The sequence below is a fragment of the Pseudomonas sp. GM17 genome, from assembly GCF_000282175.2.
GTDB classification, from domain to species: domain Bacteria; phylum Pseudomonadota; class Gammaproteobacteria; order Pseudomonadales; family Pseudomonadaceae; genus Aquipseudomonas; species Aquipseudomonas chlororaphis.
Genome location: NZ_CP124732.1, coordinates 2,733,995 through 2,747,402, shown reverse-complemented (window position 1 = coordinate 2,747,402; position 13,408 = coordinate 2,733,995). Strand labels below are relative to the sequence as shown.

The following is a 13,408-nucleotide window of genomic DNA, read 5'->3' as shown; positions in this document are numbered from 1 at the left end:
GAGAAAACCATCGATGCGACACCCAACCTCCAATTAGAAAAAAACCGTTGAGCCTTGAGTAGGAGATAGCCTAGTGGAACGCGAATACATGGAATTCGACGTGGTCATCGTCGGTGCCGGCCCCGCTGGCTTGTCCGCCGCCTGCCGACTGAAGCAGAAGGCCGCCGAAGCCGGTAAGGAAATCAGCGTCTGCGTGGTCGAGAAAGGCTCCGAAGTCGGTGCTCACATTCTTTCCGGCGCCGTGTTCGAACCCCGCGCCCTGAACGAGCTGTTTCCGGACTGGAAGGAGCTCGGCGCCCCGCTGAACACCCCGGTCAAGCGCGATGACATCTATGTCCTGAAAAACGCCGACAGCGCGACCAAAGTTCCCGACTTCTTTGTGCCCAAGACCATGCACAACGAAGGCAACTACATCATCTCCCTGGGCAACCTGTGCCGCTGGCTGGCCCAGCAGGCCGAGAACCTGGGCGTGGAAATCTACCCGGGCTTCGCCGCCCAGGAAGCGCTGTTCGACGAGAACGGCGTGGTCCGCGGGATCATCACCGGCGACCTGGGTGTCGACCGCGAAGGCAATCCGAAGGAAGGCCTGTACACCCCCGGCATGGAACTGCGTGGCAAGTACACCCTGTTCGCCGAAGGCTGCCGTGGCCACATCGGCAAACAACTGATCAAGCGCTTCAACCTGGACAGCGACGCCGACGCCCAGCACTACGGCATCGGCCTCAAGGAAATCTGGGAAATTGATCCGGCCAAGCATCAGCCAGGCCTGGTGGTCCACACCGCCGGCTGGCCGCTGGACATCATGGGCACCGAGAACACTGGCGGCTCCTTCCTTTATCACCTGGAAAACAACCAGGTGGTGGTCGGCCTGATCGTCGACCTGTCCTACAGCAACACCTACCTGTCGCCGTTCGACGAATTCCAGCGCCTCAAGCATCACCCGGTGTTCAAGCAGTACCTCGAAGGCGGCAAGCGCGTCAGCTACGGCGCGCGCGCCATCTGTAAAGGCGGCCTGAACTCGCTGCCGAAGATGGTGTTCAAGGGCGGCGCGCTGATCGGTTGCGACCTGGGCACCCTGAACTTCGCCAAGATCAAGGGCAGCCACACCGCCATGAAGTCCGGCATGCTCGCCGCTGACGCCGTGGCCGATGCGCTGTTCGCCGGTTCCGAAGGCGCCGACGAGCTGAACACCTATGTAGAAGCGTTCAAGTCCAGCTGGCTGTACGAAGAACTGTTCGCCAGCCGCAACTTCGGCCCGGCGATCCACAAGTACGGCGCCATCGTCGGCGGCGGTTTCAACTGGGTCGACCAGAACCTCTTCGGTGGCAAGCTGCCGTTTACCCTGCACGACACCAAGCCGGACTACGCCTGCCTGAAGCTGGCCGCGGACTGCAAGAAGATCGACTACCCGAAACCGGACGGCAAGCTCAGCTTCGACAAACTCAGTTCGGTGTTCATCTCGGGCACCAACCATGAAGAAGAACAGCCTTGCCACCTGAAGCTGACCGATCCGAGCATCCCGATCGGCAAGAACCTGCCGCTGTACGATGAACCTGCTCAACGCTACTGCCCGGCCGGGGTGTATGAAGTGATCACCAAGGAAGACGGCGAGAAGCGCTTCCAGATCAACGCCCAGAACTGTGTGCACTGCAAGACCTGCGACATCAAGGACCCTGCGCAGAACATCACCTGGGTCGCGCCGGAAGGCGCGGGCGGTCCGACTTACCCGAACATGTAAGGCGTACGCTTGAAGAAAAAAGGCTCCCGAATGGGGGCCTTTTTTATTGCCGGTGCCACTGCCCTGCTTCTGTAGGAGCACAGCTTGCGTGCGATAAGGCCTTGGCGATGTATCTGTCAGACCGTCTCACCCTGCATCGCGGGCAAGCCTCGCGCCTACAGACGAGCGCCTCCTATCACGCTGCTCGCTCATCCCCCGGATTGCGCTCGAAGTAGCGCTTGTATTCACGGCTGAACTGCGAGGTGCTCTGGTAGCCCACCCGATGCGCCACCTGGGCCACGCCCAGCCCTTCTCCCAGCAGCAACTGCTGCGCCCTGAGCAAGCGCAGGCGCTTGAGGTACTGCACCGGCGACAGCAGCGTGCTGCGCTTGAAGTGCTCATGAAAGGTCGAGGTGCTCATGTTCGCGCAACGGGCCAGGGTCTCGACGTTCAGCGGCTCGGTGTAATGCTCGTGCAAGTGATTCAGCGAGGCGGAAATCCGCGCGAACTGCCCGTGCTGCTCCACCAGCGCGCGCAGCACATCGGCCTGCGGCCCGCGCAAGACGGTGAACATCAATTCGCGCAAGCGCGCCTGGCCCATCACCTTGCACTCCAGAGGATCGTGCAGGCAGCGCAGCAGGCGCTCCACGCAACCACGCATCGTGTCGTCGAGCACCACCGAAGTCATCGACTCCGGGGTCTGCGCCTGGGCGCTGCGCCCCGCGGCAACGCCCATCGCCAGCACCAGCTCGCCCAACAGCGCCCGGTCGATGGCGATGGACACCCCCAGCAACGGCGCATTGGGCATGGCGAAGGTCTCGCACTCGAAGGGCACCGACAGCGCCTGGATCAGGTAATGCCCAGCGCCGTACTCCAGGGTCCGCGGGCCCAGATACGCCAGCTTGCTGCCCTGGGCGATGATCATCAGGCTCGGCTCATAGATATGCGGGCCGCGGGCCACGTCGCAACTGGCCCGTAACACCTGAACCCCGGGCAGCCCCGTGGGAACGAAACCGTCGCGGGTCGCAAGAGGCTGGATCAGGGATACCAGGGTGGCATTGGCATCGAGATGGCGGGTCAACAACATGGGGAAAACTTCACGGAAAAAGGGATGAAAACATCATCGCAGGTCTGCACGCCAATGCCGCGCGCAAATGGCCGATGGCGGAGGAATAGGCATGACATGCCGAGGAATCGCCATGTTCGCGCCAGGGAGCGGCGCCGAGAATGGCCCGCCTCATCTGTCAGTGCTTTTGCGAGGTTCATCATGTACACAGCCATCGGTTACGCCGCCCAGTCCGCCACCACGCCCCTCGCCCCCATGAGCTTTCAGCGCCGCAGCCCGCGCCCCGACGACGTGGCCATCGAGATTCTCTACTGCGGCGTCTGCCACTCCGATATCCACCAGGCCCGCAATGAATGGGGCATCGCCGTGTACCCGCTGATGCCGGGCCACGAAATCGTCGGCAAGGTCACCGCCGTCGGCGCCCAAGTGACCAGGCACAAGGTGGGCGACCTGGTCGGCGTCGGCTGTATGGTCGACTCCTGCCGGCATTGCGAAGCCTGCGCCGCCAACCTGGAGCAATACTGCCTGGAAGGCCCGACCATGACCTACGCCACCCCGGACCGGGTCGACGGCAGCAACACCATGGGCGGGTACTCCGACAGCATCGTGGTCAGCGAGCACTTTGTCGTGCGCATTCCCGAGAAACTCGACCTGGCCAGCGCCGCGCCGATCCTCTGCGCGGGCATCACCACCTACTCGCCGCTCAAGCATTACGGGGTGAAGGCCGGCGACAAGGTGGGCATTCTCGGCATGGGTGGCCTGGGCCACATGGGCATCAAGTTCGCCAAGGCCCTGGACGCGCAAGTGACCCTGTTCACCCGTTCGGCGAGCAAGGCCGAGGAAGCCCGTCGCCAGGGTGCCGATCATGTGATCGTCTCCACCGATGCCGAGCAGATGAAGGCCGCGGCCGGCCGCTTCGACTTCCTGCTGGACACTATCCCAGTGCAACACGACCTCAACCCCTACCTGGATACCCTGCGTTTTGACGGCGTACACATCCTGGTCGGCCTGATCGAGCCGGTGGACCCGCCCGTGCACGCGGCCAAGCTGGTACTGGGCCGTCGCGTGCTGGCCGGCTCGCTGATCGGCGGCATCGCCGAAACCCAGGAAGTGCTGGATTTCTGCGCCGAGCACAACATCACCTGCGACATCGAAATGCTCGACATCCGCCAGATCAACGAGGCTTACGCGCGGATGATCGCCGGCGATGTGAAATACCGCTTCGTCATCGACATGGCGACCCTCAAGCAATAAACGCAGTCCCGTAGGAAGCTGCCCGCGATGGCGATGGACCTGGAAAAATGCCATCGCGGGCAAGCTTCGCGCCTATGGAAGCCTGAGTCAGCCGCCGAGTTCGGCGGAGATGCCAGCGGCGGCCTGCTGATCGACAAAACCACCCCACTCGATGTCCTCCACGCCAACAGCGCCGTCCGTCTGCTGGCCATCAACCAACTGCTGGAAAGCCTGTCGCGGCTAGACATGAAAGCCGCCGACAACACCGACTGCAACACCTGGCCAGCGCCATCCTGTTGCGCGACAGCTGCGATCTGCTGGATGTGATGGGCTGGCACCTGCAGGCCTGAGCCCTGGTCGAACGACGGTAGCCCTGAACTTGAGGGCTGCCTTGAGAATAGAGTTGGCTGTCAGGATTGCTATCGCGAGCAAGCTCGCTCCTGCACGAAAGAAGCGCCGGGTAAATCAGCCCTGGGCAAACGCGCGCAGCACATCGCCATCCATGCGGTACCTCACCCACTCTTCCTGGGGCTGGGCGCCCAGGGATTTGTAGAACTGGATCGCCGGTTCGTTCCACTCCAGCACGCTCCACTCGAAGCGCCCGCAACCGTTGTCGCAGGCGATCCGCGCCAGGTGCCGCAGCAGCTGTTTGCCAGCGCCGCCGCCGCGTTGTGCGGGGGTGATGTAGAGGTCTTCCAGGTACAGGCAATTGCTGCCCAGCCAGGTGGAATAGCTGAAGAAAAACACCGCGAAGCCGATCGGCACGCCATCGCGCAGGCAGATCAGGCCGTGGGCCGTGGCGCCCTCGCTGAACAGGCTGCGCTCGATGTCGGCGACGCTGGCGATGACCTCATGGCGAGCACGTTCGTAATCGGCCAACTCCCTGATGAAGGCAAGGATTTGCGGTGCATCGCTGGGCACGGCTGGACGGATTTCGACGGACATCGGCGGGTCTCGGTTGGAAGGCAGGCGGCCATATTAGATCGACAGGGGAAGGACATGCACGGGTATTTCACAGGGATATGCCTGGAGGTCGTGACGGGTGATTGTCCATGTCGGAATTGCCCGATACCTGTAGCCGCTGCCGCTGGTTGCGATCGGTCGCGAAGCGCACGGCACTTTTATCGAAGCCCGAAGGTCCCGCGGGCCTTATCGCAGCCTGCGGCAGCGGCTACAGTGTGCGCCTGTATGTTTACTGCCTGGCTGAAATGACTTCCGACGCTTTTGCTCCCCTGCCCGATCTCGCCAACACCCTGCTGCCCCACGCGCTGGAGCCCGTCGACGACGGCGCCCACGACCTGTCGCACCTGCAGCGGGTGTGGGCCAATGTGCGGCGCATCGCCCGGGAAGACGGCGGCGATCTGCAAGTGCTGCTGGCCGCCACCCTGCTGCACGATTGCGTCGCCGTGGAAAAGAGCTCGCCGCTGCGCGCCCAGGCCTCGCGCCTGTCGGCGGAAAAGGCCTCGGCCCTGCTGCACCGACTGGGCTGGCCCGAAGCGAAGATCGCCGAGGTGGCCCACGCCATCGAAGCCCACAGTTTTTCCGCCGCCATCGAGGCTCGCACCCTGGAGGCGAAGATCCTGCAGGACGCCGACCGTCTCGACGCCCTGGGCGCTCTCGGCGTGGCCCGCACCTTCTATGTCGGCGGCCGGTTGAACCGAGCCTTCTACGATCCCCACGACCCGCACGCCGAGCACCGCGGCTACGACGACCTGAACTTCACCCTCGACCACTTCCACACCAAGCTGCTGCACCTGGCCGAGGGTTTCCAGACCGTGACCGGCGCGCGCCTGGCGCAGGTGCGCCATGCCCGCCTGAAGCGCTTCATGGACGAATTCATCGATGAGATCGGTGGCTGACTTACTCCGCTGCGGGCTAATCCTGAAGCCTGCAAGATCACCACGACTCAGCAGGTCGGATGGTTGAAGCGATTGATCATGTTGCCGTAGGTGCGGTTGTAGCGGTTGGCCGAGCGGACGATGCTCGAACTCTGCATCTGTGCCGGCAGGTTCTTCATCGCGCCCTCGGGAGCACGCTTGTACACCCCGTCCTTGACGTCGCGGACGATCGAACGCGACTGGCCGATGAACTCATTGATTTCCAGCATGCCGCCACCGCACGACTTGCCGCTCTGTGCAGCCTGGGCGCTGACCTTGCCATTCCAGCCCGCGGCCGCGTCGGCTACCAGTGCCAGGGACTTCTCGAAGGCTGCCAGGGCCTGCGGATCGTTCGGTTCGGCGAACAGCGTCTCGGCATCCGCGGTGTTGAGTTTGCCGTAGTAGATCAGCCCGGCACGGTAGTAGGCCGCGGTGTCTTTCGGCGCCTCATCGAATGCCTGCTTGGTCAGCGCCAGGTCACGCGCGCCAAGACCGGCGTAGAAGTCCTGCTCCTTCTCGCTGACTGCGGTCAGGGCGGCCAGGTAGGCCTGGCCCTGGCGACGGGCCAGGTCGCCGTTGTCGCTCAGGTAACCCTTGGAAGTGGCGTAGTTCTGCAGTTCATGGCTCAAGGGCGAGAGGGTTTTCAGGGCCGTGGAAAAGGACTGGGCCGCCTGATCCACTTCCGGGATCGGCGTATCGATGGCCAGGGCGCCATCCAGGGCCTGGCTCAGGCGATCGATGAGGATATCGTTGCCAATGCTGAAGGCAGTGATCGGCGCCTTGCCCGCCAGGGCCGGCACCTCGTACTGCTGGTAACGCTGGAGGAAGGTCTGGAAGGATTCGCTGATGCTGTTTGCCGCACCGACGTACTGGTTGTATTTCTCTATTTCCTGTTGCCGGGTATCGACCTGCGCGACGGGCTGGCTGACCTTTTCACTCTTGTCGCCACAACCGGCCAGCAGCACGCTGCCGCCCAATAGCGCCGCAGCCAAAAACATCCGGGTATTCATTGGTTCATTCCTTTAAAAACAGGCCACGACCAACCGCACGGCAGCGGGCAGACCGGTGACGGGGTTGGATGGGCACAACAGGGGATTGACGGCAGGCGTGCCGTGTCGATCAGCCGCCCCTGATCTGGGGCGTAAGAATCATCCATGAGCATCTCGCGAAAAGGCCTGATAATTCGTCAGACGCATCCATTTCCGGGGCAGGCATTGTGCGAGACTTCCCCCCGCCCTGGCAAACCTCGGGCCGCCCAGGCCTGCCCCTCTTGCGCGAAATGCCGCGCTTCTGTGATAGCGATCACACCCTCTGGCAGGGTATCCAGAGCCCATCCGTCGATTCCCGGGCACTTATCGGCCTTTTTCCCGCCCCAACTTCAGGTACCCATTGCCAAAGGAGAGCCCTCATGCCTCGTGGAAGCAAAGCCAAATACACCGCCGAACAGAAGCGCAAGGCCGCGCATATCGAAGCCGGCTACGAAGCCAAGGGCGTGCCCAAGGACGAGGCCGAAGCGCGCGCCTGGGCCACGGTGAACAAGCAGTCCGGTGGAGGGGAACGGGCTGGCGGTTCCGGGCAACGCACACCGGCCTCGGAAAAAACCGCCGCGCGCCAGTCCTCGGCCAGGCGTGCCGTCGCCAGCCGTGAAGGACATGCCCGCAACAGCAGGATGTCGCTGAGCACCCAGACGAAGGACAGCCTGCTGAAGGAGGCCCGAACGAAGAACATTCGCGGCCGCTCGACCATGAGCAAGCAGGAACTGATCGAGGCATTGCGCAAGGCGGGATAAACCATGGATCGCGAGCAGGCCTACTCCCGGCGGGAACGAGCTTGCTCGCGATCGCTCTCGTTCAGCCGGCAAACGCCTAGGCTCGGACGCTATCCCCATTGACCAGCGCATCCACCTCCGCAGCACCCGGCGCGGTGGCCGGCCCCCAGCGGGTCACCGCCAGGGCCGCCGCGGCGTTGGCCCGGCGCGCCGCCTGCACTGGCTCCAGCCCCTGCGCCAGCGCTGCGACGAAGACTCCGGCATGGGCATCGCCAGCGCCGTTGCTGTCCACCGCCCGGACCTTGAAGCCCGGCACATGGGCGCTATGGCCATGCTGGCTGACCCAGCAGCCCTGCGGCCCGTCCCTGACCACCAGCAACACCTCCTGCAACAGTTCGTCATGCAGGCATCGCAGGGCTTCGGCGATGGTCGAGGTCCCGGTGAAGCGCAAGGCCTCGACGCTGTTGCTGGTCCAGATATCGATACGCGGCAGCAGCCGGCGCATGGCCGCGGAGTCCGGCGATTCCACCAGCGGGCCCGGATCGAACACCACCTGGATCCCCTGCGGCAAGGCCAGCAACCAGTCCAGCAAAGCCTCGGCCTTGCCGACATGCAGCAGGCTGTAGCCGCTGACATAGACAAAGTCATCGGCCTGCACCGCGACACCGTCCAGGTCCTCGGCCGACAGCTGGCCTTCCACCCCGATATAGGAAATGAAGCTGCGTTCGGCCGTGGCTTCGGTCAGCGCCACGCACAGACCGGTGTCCTCGGTGCGGCTGGCCTCGAGAGCGATCCGGATGCCCTCGGCGCGCATCGCCTCCCGCGCCAGCTCCCCGAAGCGACCGTTGCCGTGTCGCCCCAGGTACAGCACCGGCAAGCCGTTTCGCTGGGCGGCAGCCATCACGTTGAAGCCGCCGCCGGCCTCGAAACTGGCGGACTGCGCCAGCACATCGCCGCCGGAGCTCGGCAGGCGCTCCACGGACATCACCAGATCGACGATAACCTGGCCGGTGTGCAGCATTCTAGGCATTGGCATTCTCGACAAAAGCACCGCGGCGATCCCTGGCCCCGCCCAGCACGGCATACACGCCGCCGGCTACCAGGAAGGTGACGATCCAGCCCAGGCCGTTATGGCCCAGCCAGGAATCGGCCAGCGGCCCGGCGAACCAGACGTTCTCGGCGCTGGTGCCGATGGTGGTGAAGCTGAAACCCAGCACTATGGCCAGTGCCCAGGCACCGAAGGCCCGCCATTCGACACCGCCGCGATACCAGTAGGCGCTGCTCGGGCTGACGTCCAGCAGATCCTTGGGGCTGTAGTAGTGACGGTGGATCAGGTCGACCACGAAGATCCCGACCCAGGCGGTTAGAGGCACCGCCAGCAAGGAAATGAAGGTAATGAACGGTCCATAGAAACTCTCGGCGATCAGCATGAAGTAGATGGAGCCGGCGAAGATCGCCACGATGTCCACCACCACCGCGTACACCCGCTTGACCTTGAGCCCCAGGGTCAGGGTGGTCAGGCCGGCCGAGTACACCGACAGGTTGTTCGACAGCAGCAGACCGCCGAAAGCGGTGATCAGGTACGGCACCGCCATCCAGGTCGGCAGCATGTCGCGAATCGCCACAATCGGGTCGGTGGCCGAGGCCAGGTCATCGTTGCCCACCGACAGCAGGCCACCCAGGGTAATCAGCAGCACCAGCGGAATGCCGGCGCCGAAGGCCGCCGATGCCACCAGGCGCGAGGCCTTGACGCTGCGGTGCTGGTAACGCGACATGTCGGCACCGGTATTGGCCCAGCCGATACCGGTGCCCGCGGCCATGGTGCCGATACCGATGATCATCGCGCTCAACGGCGCCGGGGTGGCGTTGAACACCGCGCTCCAGTCGATGGTGGCGCAGAGGAAGCCGCCCACCAGCAGGTTCAGCGCGCCGAACACATAGGTGGCCCACTTCTGGATCACCAGCAAGGTGGCGTGGCCGAGGCCGGAGACGGCCAGGGTCAGCAGCACGAAAATGCCGATGAACAGCAGGGTCAGCAGCGGCGCACTCTTGGCTTCCACCGGCGAGCCGAACAGGATCGAACACAGCGACAGCAGGACGAAGGCCGCGGTAGTGGTGTTGACGGTTTCCCAGCCCACTCGCGACATCAGCGACACCAGGGTCGGGCCGATATTGCCGCGCACGCCGAAGATCGCCCGCGACAGCGTCAGGCTCGGCGCCCGCCCGCGACGCCCGGCGATGGAGATGATCCCCACCACCGCGAACGAACCGGCGGCGCCGAGGATGGCAACGATGATCGCCTGCCAGATCGACAGGCCACGAAAGGCCACCAGGGTCGCCCCCAGCGGCAAGCCGAGGATGCTGATATTGGCGGCGAACCAGACCCAGAACAGTTGCAGCGGATGGCCGTTGCACTCGCCTTCCGGCACCGGCTCGATGCCGCGGGTTTCCAGTTGCCCGGCGCTTTGCCCGGGGTTCGATGCACTCATGAAAAAGCTCCTGTTGCCCTTGTTGTGATTGTCGGCAATTTCGGAAGTCGATCAGACATCCCGGCACTCCTCGCCGTTTCCTGCTATCCATGGCAAAAATGCTTCAGCGACGGCTCGCGCACAGGTGGTGGGAGCCTTGGCCATACAGCCAGTCTTTAACGCAGGGCCAGCAGCCCCTGCACCAGCGGTTCTAGGTCCAGGTCGTTGACCTGCTTGATCTGCTCGATCAAGGCGGCCGGCCAGCACTCCATCCCCTGGCAGGCACCGAGCATCGCGCCGAGGATGGCGGCAATGGTATCGGTGTCGCCCCCAAGGCTCGCGGCCATGCACAGCGCCTCGAACGCCTGCAGCTCGCCGATGGCCACCTGATGCGCCAGGGCGAAGGACACCACCACCGATTCCTGGGACGCGACGGAGGTGCCGATCACGTCGTATAGCAGATCGGCCAGCAGCGCCTTGTCGCTTTCGACGCTGAGGGTGCGCGCCCAACTGATGCGCGTGGCAATACGGCCGCCAGCCACCCAGTGACCATGCCGCTCCGCTTCCAGGGCGATCTGCACGCCGACCTGCAAGGCGTCGCCCAGCGGCACGCCATTGATCCCGGCGGACACTACCGCCGCCACCGCCGCCGCGCTGGAGATACCCAGCGTAGTGTTATGGGTGACCTGGCAAGCTTCCACCACCGCGCGGATGAAGCCCTGGACATCGTCGACGTTCGCCGCGATGCCCACCGGGGTGATGCGCATCGCCGCACCGTTGGTGGTGCCGTAGCGCCCGGCTTCTTCCGCGGTATGGCCGGCGAGGATCATCTCGATAGCGCGCTTGGTCGAGGGGCCCAGCAGGTCCTGGGAGCCCTTGGCCTGCATCGCCGCTTCCCACTCGATCAGGCTGTGAGCCAACGCCGCCGGTTCGATCCGGCCCTTGCCCGCGACCAGCAGATCGCCGACCAGGATCGCCTGCTCGGTGTCGTCGGTGATCGAGCCCTTGGGCATGTTGGCGGCGATCGGTTGATCGGGACCGGCGTCTTCCAGGCTGCGAATGGCACCGTAGCGCTGCTTGATCTGCTGCCGGCTCAAGGATTGGGTCGGCATGCCCAGGGCATCGCCCAGGGCCAGCCCGTAAAAAGCGCCCAGAGCGCGATTCAGCGGGATCATTTCTGCGCTCCGAATTCCAGGTGCAGGCGAAAGTGCAGCGGGTCGAGAAAACTCTCCACCTGTTCCATGAAACGCCCGCGGCGGTCATAGGTGGTCCGCAGGGCCTTGAGAAACACACTGCCGGCTGGACGTCCCAGCAGTCGTGCCTCTTCTTCACCCAGTGGCTCGGCGCCAATCCATTGATCGCCGCGCTCGCCGATATAGCCGTAAGCGGCCAGGGTAATGGTCAGGGAATCATCGATCAGCCCTACTCGCGGCAGGCTTTCCAGGCCTCCGGTGGCAGGCATCAGGGAACGTTCAAGGGAAACCACGGTGCCGTCGGTAGAGCGTCGGCGCCGGTCCAGAGCGATGAACTGGTCAGTGCCGAAGCGACTGAGCAGGTCGGGACGCTGCACCGCTTCCAGGCGCAGCAGCTCGGTGTTGATCAGCGCCCCGCTGTCCGCCAGGGCCTGGGCCCAGCCGTTTTGCTGGTCCAGCACCACACCGTCAAAGGTGACGATGGAGCCGACCCCGCTCTGGGTGGCGATGTAGTTGCGGCGTTTGAGTTCGGCCAGGGCCTCACGCAAGGTGCCACGACTCACCGAGAATTCCTGGGCCAACTGATGCTCGCCCGGCAGCAGGAAACCGTCCTCCATGAGGCCGCTTTCGATGCGTCGGATCAGCTCATCGACCACGCGTTTTTTCTTGTCAAATCGAACATGTCTAATCATGTACAAATTGATACCCGAAAGGGGATCTTCGTCGCAAGATATTTATTCGATCAACAAGAGGTTTCGCAGCTCAGGGCTCCAGGCCGATCGGGAAGAACACCCCGCCGCTCCAGACGCCCAGCCAGTTCTGACCGTCGATCGGACGGCTCACCGCCAGCTCCACCAGTTGGTAGAACACATTGCGGTGCACCAGCGCCTCCAGATTGCTGCGTACATGAACGTAAGGCGCCGGCTCCTGGGTCTGCGGGTCGATCACCACTCGCAGCGGATGCTCGCTGCCGGCGCTGACCTGCTCGTCGACGTTGGAGGTAAAGCGCAGGACCTGGGCCTCGCCTTCCCCTTCGACCTCCAGGGTGACGGCGACAAAAGGCGCGTCATCGACCTTGATGCCGACCTTTTCCACCGGGGTGATCAGGAAGTAGTCGTCGCCGTCGCGGCGAATGATGGTGGAGAACAGCTTGACCATCGGTTTGCGGCCAATGGGGGTGCCCAGGTAGTACCAGGTGCCGTCGCGGGCGATACGCATGTCGATATCGCCACAGAAGTCGGGGTTCCACAGGTGGACCGGCGGCAAGCCCTTCTGCGCCTTGGGAATCTGCGCCAACAGATCGTTGGCTTTGCCCGGACCACTCATGCTGCTCTCCTCGTGCTTGGCTTAATCGCTCAAGCCTAACAGGCTGCGGGCGTATTGTTCGAGCGGCGGGCCAAGCAGGTCTTCGGGCTTTTTGTCGTGGAACGTCAGTAAACCGCCACGACTGCGAATCCGCGCGGTGTCGATCAGATACTGGGTACTGGTCTCGATCAGCATGATCTGAATCACACCGTTGTCGATCCCCAGGCGATCCACGGCTTCCTGGTCGAACCATTCATCGGAGTTGCCAATGCGGTCGTCGGCCTTGGCGAAACGGGTGTACAGCAGGTAATGCGCACCCACCTCACGGGCCTCGGCCATGGCCTGGTCCAGGCCTTCCGGCGCCCGGGCGCGGCGGACCATGGGGAAGTATTCGATAAAGCCCTTGAAGGCTTCCTCGGCCACCACGTTGGGGCGCGGGTAAGCGCTACCCGGCGGCGCAAAGGCGCCCTGGGCGATGAAAATGAACGAGTCCGGTTGAACGCGGAACGAGTTGGAGCGCTGGGTATTACTGTGATCGAGAAAACCCGCATCACTCATGTGATAGCGAACGCCCTCGCCCATATCGCTGACATTCATGCAGCCGCCGAGCCCCAAAAAAGCCAGCAGCAAAACCAGGCTACGCATCCTTCCCTCCAGAAGCCGGTGACGGAAAACCGGCGAATGGCCACGAGATGCAGCTTCCGCGCCAGCTCGGGCGCCTGTAGCCGCTGCCGCAGGCTGCGAATGGCTGCGCAGCAGCCACAAACCTGGTGAAGGCTAT

13 protein-coding genes and 1 pseudogene are annotated in these 13,408 nt (G+C 63.8%); 5 read left to right on the top strand and 9 right to left on the bottom strand.

What is annotated here, in order from left to right; all coding sequences use genetic code 11:
• The first annotated feature begins 73 nt into the window (after window positions 1-73).
• Window positions 74-1,738 (top strand): electron transfer flavoprotein-ubiquinone oxidoreductase, encoded by a 1,665-nt coding sequence (locus PMI20_RS12400; protein WP_037035167.1) that lies wholly within the window; start codon window positions 74-76, stop codon window positions 1,736-1,738.
• Between the two features lie 175 nt (window positions 1,739-1,913).
• On the opposite strand, the gene PMI20_RS12395 is transcribed toward PMI20_RS12400, so the two are convergent.
• Complete coding sequence (locus PMI20_RS12395; RefSeq protein WP_007928122.1) at window positions 1,914-2,804, bottom strand: AraC family transcriptional regulator; 891 nt, start codon at window positions 2,802-2,804, stop codon at window positions 1,914-1,916.
• A gap of 180 nt (window positions 2,805-2,984) precedes the next feature.
• Between PMI20_RS12395 and PMI20_RS12390 the strand changes: the two genes are divergently transcribed.
• The gene (locus PMI20_RS12390) at window positions 2,985-4,037 is read left to right on the top strand and encodes an NAD(P)-dependent alcohol dehydrogenase (protein WP_007928120.1); all 1,053 of its coding nucleotides are present in this window, start codon (window positions 2,985-2,987) and stop codon (window positions 4,035-4,037) included.
• A 123-nt stretch (window positions 4,038-4,160) separates the two neighbouring features.
• Window positions 4,161-4,366 (top strand): annotated as a pseudogene (locus PMI20_RS12385) (short-chain dehydrogenase).
• Window positions 4,367-4,481: 115 nt separating this feature from the next.
• Here the strand turns inward: PMI20_RS12385 and PMI20_RS12380 are convergent.
• Window positions 4,482-4,961, bottom strand: coding sequence for a GNAT family N-acetyltransferase (locus PMI20_RS12380; protein ID WP_007928100.1), 480 nt, complete (start codon window positions 4,959-4,961; stop codon window positions 4,482-4,484).
• 263 nt (window positions 4,962-5,224) lie between these two features.
• Between PMI20_RS12380 and PMI20_RS12375 the strand changes: the two genes are divergently transcribed.
• Window positions 5,225-5,875, top strand: a complete 651-nt coding sequence (locus PMI20_RS12375; RefSeq protein ID WP_037035192.1) for an HD domain-containing protein — start codon at window positions 5,225-5,227, stop codon at window positions 5,873-5,875.
• A 47-nt stretch (window positions 5,876-5,922) separates the two neighbouring features.
• On the opposite strand, the gene PMI20_RS12370 is transcribed toward PMI20_RS12375, so the two are convergent.
• Window positions 5,923-6,903 carry a DUF3829 domain-containing protein gene (locus PMI20_RS12370; RefSeq protein ID WP_007928095.1) on the bottom strand — a complete coding sequence of 327 codons (981 nt, stop codon included), beginning with the start codon at window positions 6,901-6,903 and terminating at the stop codon, window positions 5,923-5,925.
• A gap of 398 nt (window positions 6,904-7,301) precedes the next feature.
• Here PMI20_RS12370 and PMI20_RS12365 point away from each other — a divergent pair, with 398 nt between their 5' ends.
• Window positions 7,302-7,682, top strand: a complete 381-nt coding sequence (locus tag PMI20_RS12365; protein ID WP_007928086.1) for a termination factor Rho — start codon at window positions 7,302-7,304, stop codon at window positions 7,680-7,682.
• A gap of 76 nt (window positions 7,683-7,758) precedes the next feature.
• Here PMI20_RS12365 and PMI20_RS12360 read toward each other — a convergent pair whose 3' ends face one another.
• The 6 genes from PMI20_RS12360 to PMI20_RS12335 form a co-directional block, all read right to left on the bottom strand.
• A complete protein-coding gene (locus PMI20_RS12360; RefSeq protein ID WP_007928084.1) occupies window positions 7,759-8,691 on the bottom strand; it encodes a PfkB family carbohydrate kinase in 933 nt (310 codons plus the stop codon).
• Window positions 8,684-10,150: a purine-cytosine permease family protein gene (locus tag PMI20_RS12355; RefSeq protein ID WP_007928083.1), complete on the bottom strand. Its 1,467-nt coding sequence runs from the start codon at window positions 10,148-10,150 to the stop codon at window positions 8,684-8,686. The genes PMI20_RS12360 and PMI20_RS12355 overlap by 8 nt, the downstream gene beginning before the upstream one ends.
• Before the next feature lie 155 nt (window positions 10,151-10,305).
• Window positions 10,306-11,304, bottom strand: coding sequence for an ADP-ribosylglycohydrolase family protein (locus PMI20_RS12350; protein ID WP_007928082.1), 999 nt, complete (start codon window positions 11,302-11,304; stop codon window positions 10,306-10,308).
• Complete coding sequence (locus tag PMI20_RS12345; protein ID WP_007928081.1) at window positions 11,301-12,014, bottom strand: GntR family transcriptional regulator; 714 nt, start codon at window positions 12,012-12,014, stop codon at window positions 11,301-11,303. Before PMI20_RS12345 ends, PMI20_RS12350 begins: the two co-directional genes overlap by 4 nt.
• A gap of 70 nt (window positions 12,015-12,084) precedes the next feature.
• The gene (locus tag PMI20_RS12340; protein WP_007928080.1) at window positions 12,085-12,648 is read right to left on the bottom strand and encodes a DUF1285 domain-containing protein; all 564 of its coding nucleotides are present in this window, start codon (window positions 12,646-12,648) and stop codon (window positions 12,085-12,087) included.
• 21 nt (window positions 12,649-12,669) lie between these two features.
• Complete coding sequence (locus PMI20_RS12335) at window positions 12,670-13,272, bottom strand: DUF4823 domain-containing protein (RefSeq protein WP_007928079.1); 603 nt, start codon at window positions 13,270-13,272, stop codon at window positions 12,670-12,672.
• Window positions 13,273-13,408: the final 136 nt, after the last annotated feature.

Excerpts from the sequence above, each read along its gene's own strand:
- PMI20_RS12395 (WP_007928122.1), bottom strand. The coding sequence starts at position 2,804 with ATGTTGTTGACCCGCCATCTCGATGCCAATGCCACCCTGGTATCCCTG.
- PMI20_RS12390 (WP_007928120.1), top strand. The coding sequence starts at position 2,985 with ATGTACACAGCCATCGGTTACGCCGCCCAGTCCGCCACCACGCCCCTC.
- PMI20_RS12380 (WP_007928100.1), bottom strand. The coding sequence starts at position 4,961 with ATGTCCGTCGAAATCCGTCCAGCCGTGCCCAGCGATGCACCGCAAATC.
- PMI20_RS12375 (WP_037035192.1), top strand. The coding sequence starts at position 5,225 with ATGACTTCCGACGCTTTTGCTCCCCTGCCCGATCTCGCCAACACCCTG.
- PMI20_RS12370 (WP_007928095.1), bottom strand. The coding sequence starts at position 6,903 with ATGAATACCCGGATGTTTTTGGCTGCGGCGCTATTGGGCGGCAGCGTG.
- PMI20_RS12365 (WP_007928086.1), top strand. The coding sequence starts at position 7,302 with ATGCCTCGTGGAAGCAAAGCCAAATACACCGCCGAACAGAAGCGCAAG.
- PMI20_RS12360 (WP_007928084.1), bottom strand. The coding sequence starts at position 8,691 with ATGCCTAGAATGCTGCACACCGGCCAGGTTATCGTCGATCTGGTGATG.
- PMI20_RS12355 (WP_007928083.1), bottom strand. The coding sequence starts at position 10,150 with ATGAGTGCATCGAACCCCGGGCAAAGCGCCGGGCAACTGGAAACCCGC.
- PMI20_RS12350 (WP_007928082.1), bottom strand. The coding sequence starts at position 11,304 with ATGATCCCGCTGAATCGCGCTCTGGGCGCTTTTTACGGGCTGGCCCTG.
- PMI20_RS12345 (WP_007928081.1), bottom strand. The coding sequence starts at position 12,014 with ATGATTAGACATGTTCGATTTGACAAGAAAAAACGCGTGGTCGATGAG.
- PMI20_RS12340 (WP_007928080.1), bottom strand. The coding sequence starts at position 12,648 with ATGAGTGGTCCGGGCAAAGCCAACGATCTGTTGGCGCAGATTCCCAAG.
- PMI20_RS12335 (WP_007928079.1), bottom strand. The coding sequence starts at position 13,272 with ATGCGTAGCCTGGTTTTGCTGCTGGCTTTTTTGGGGCTCGGCGGCTGC.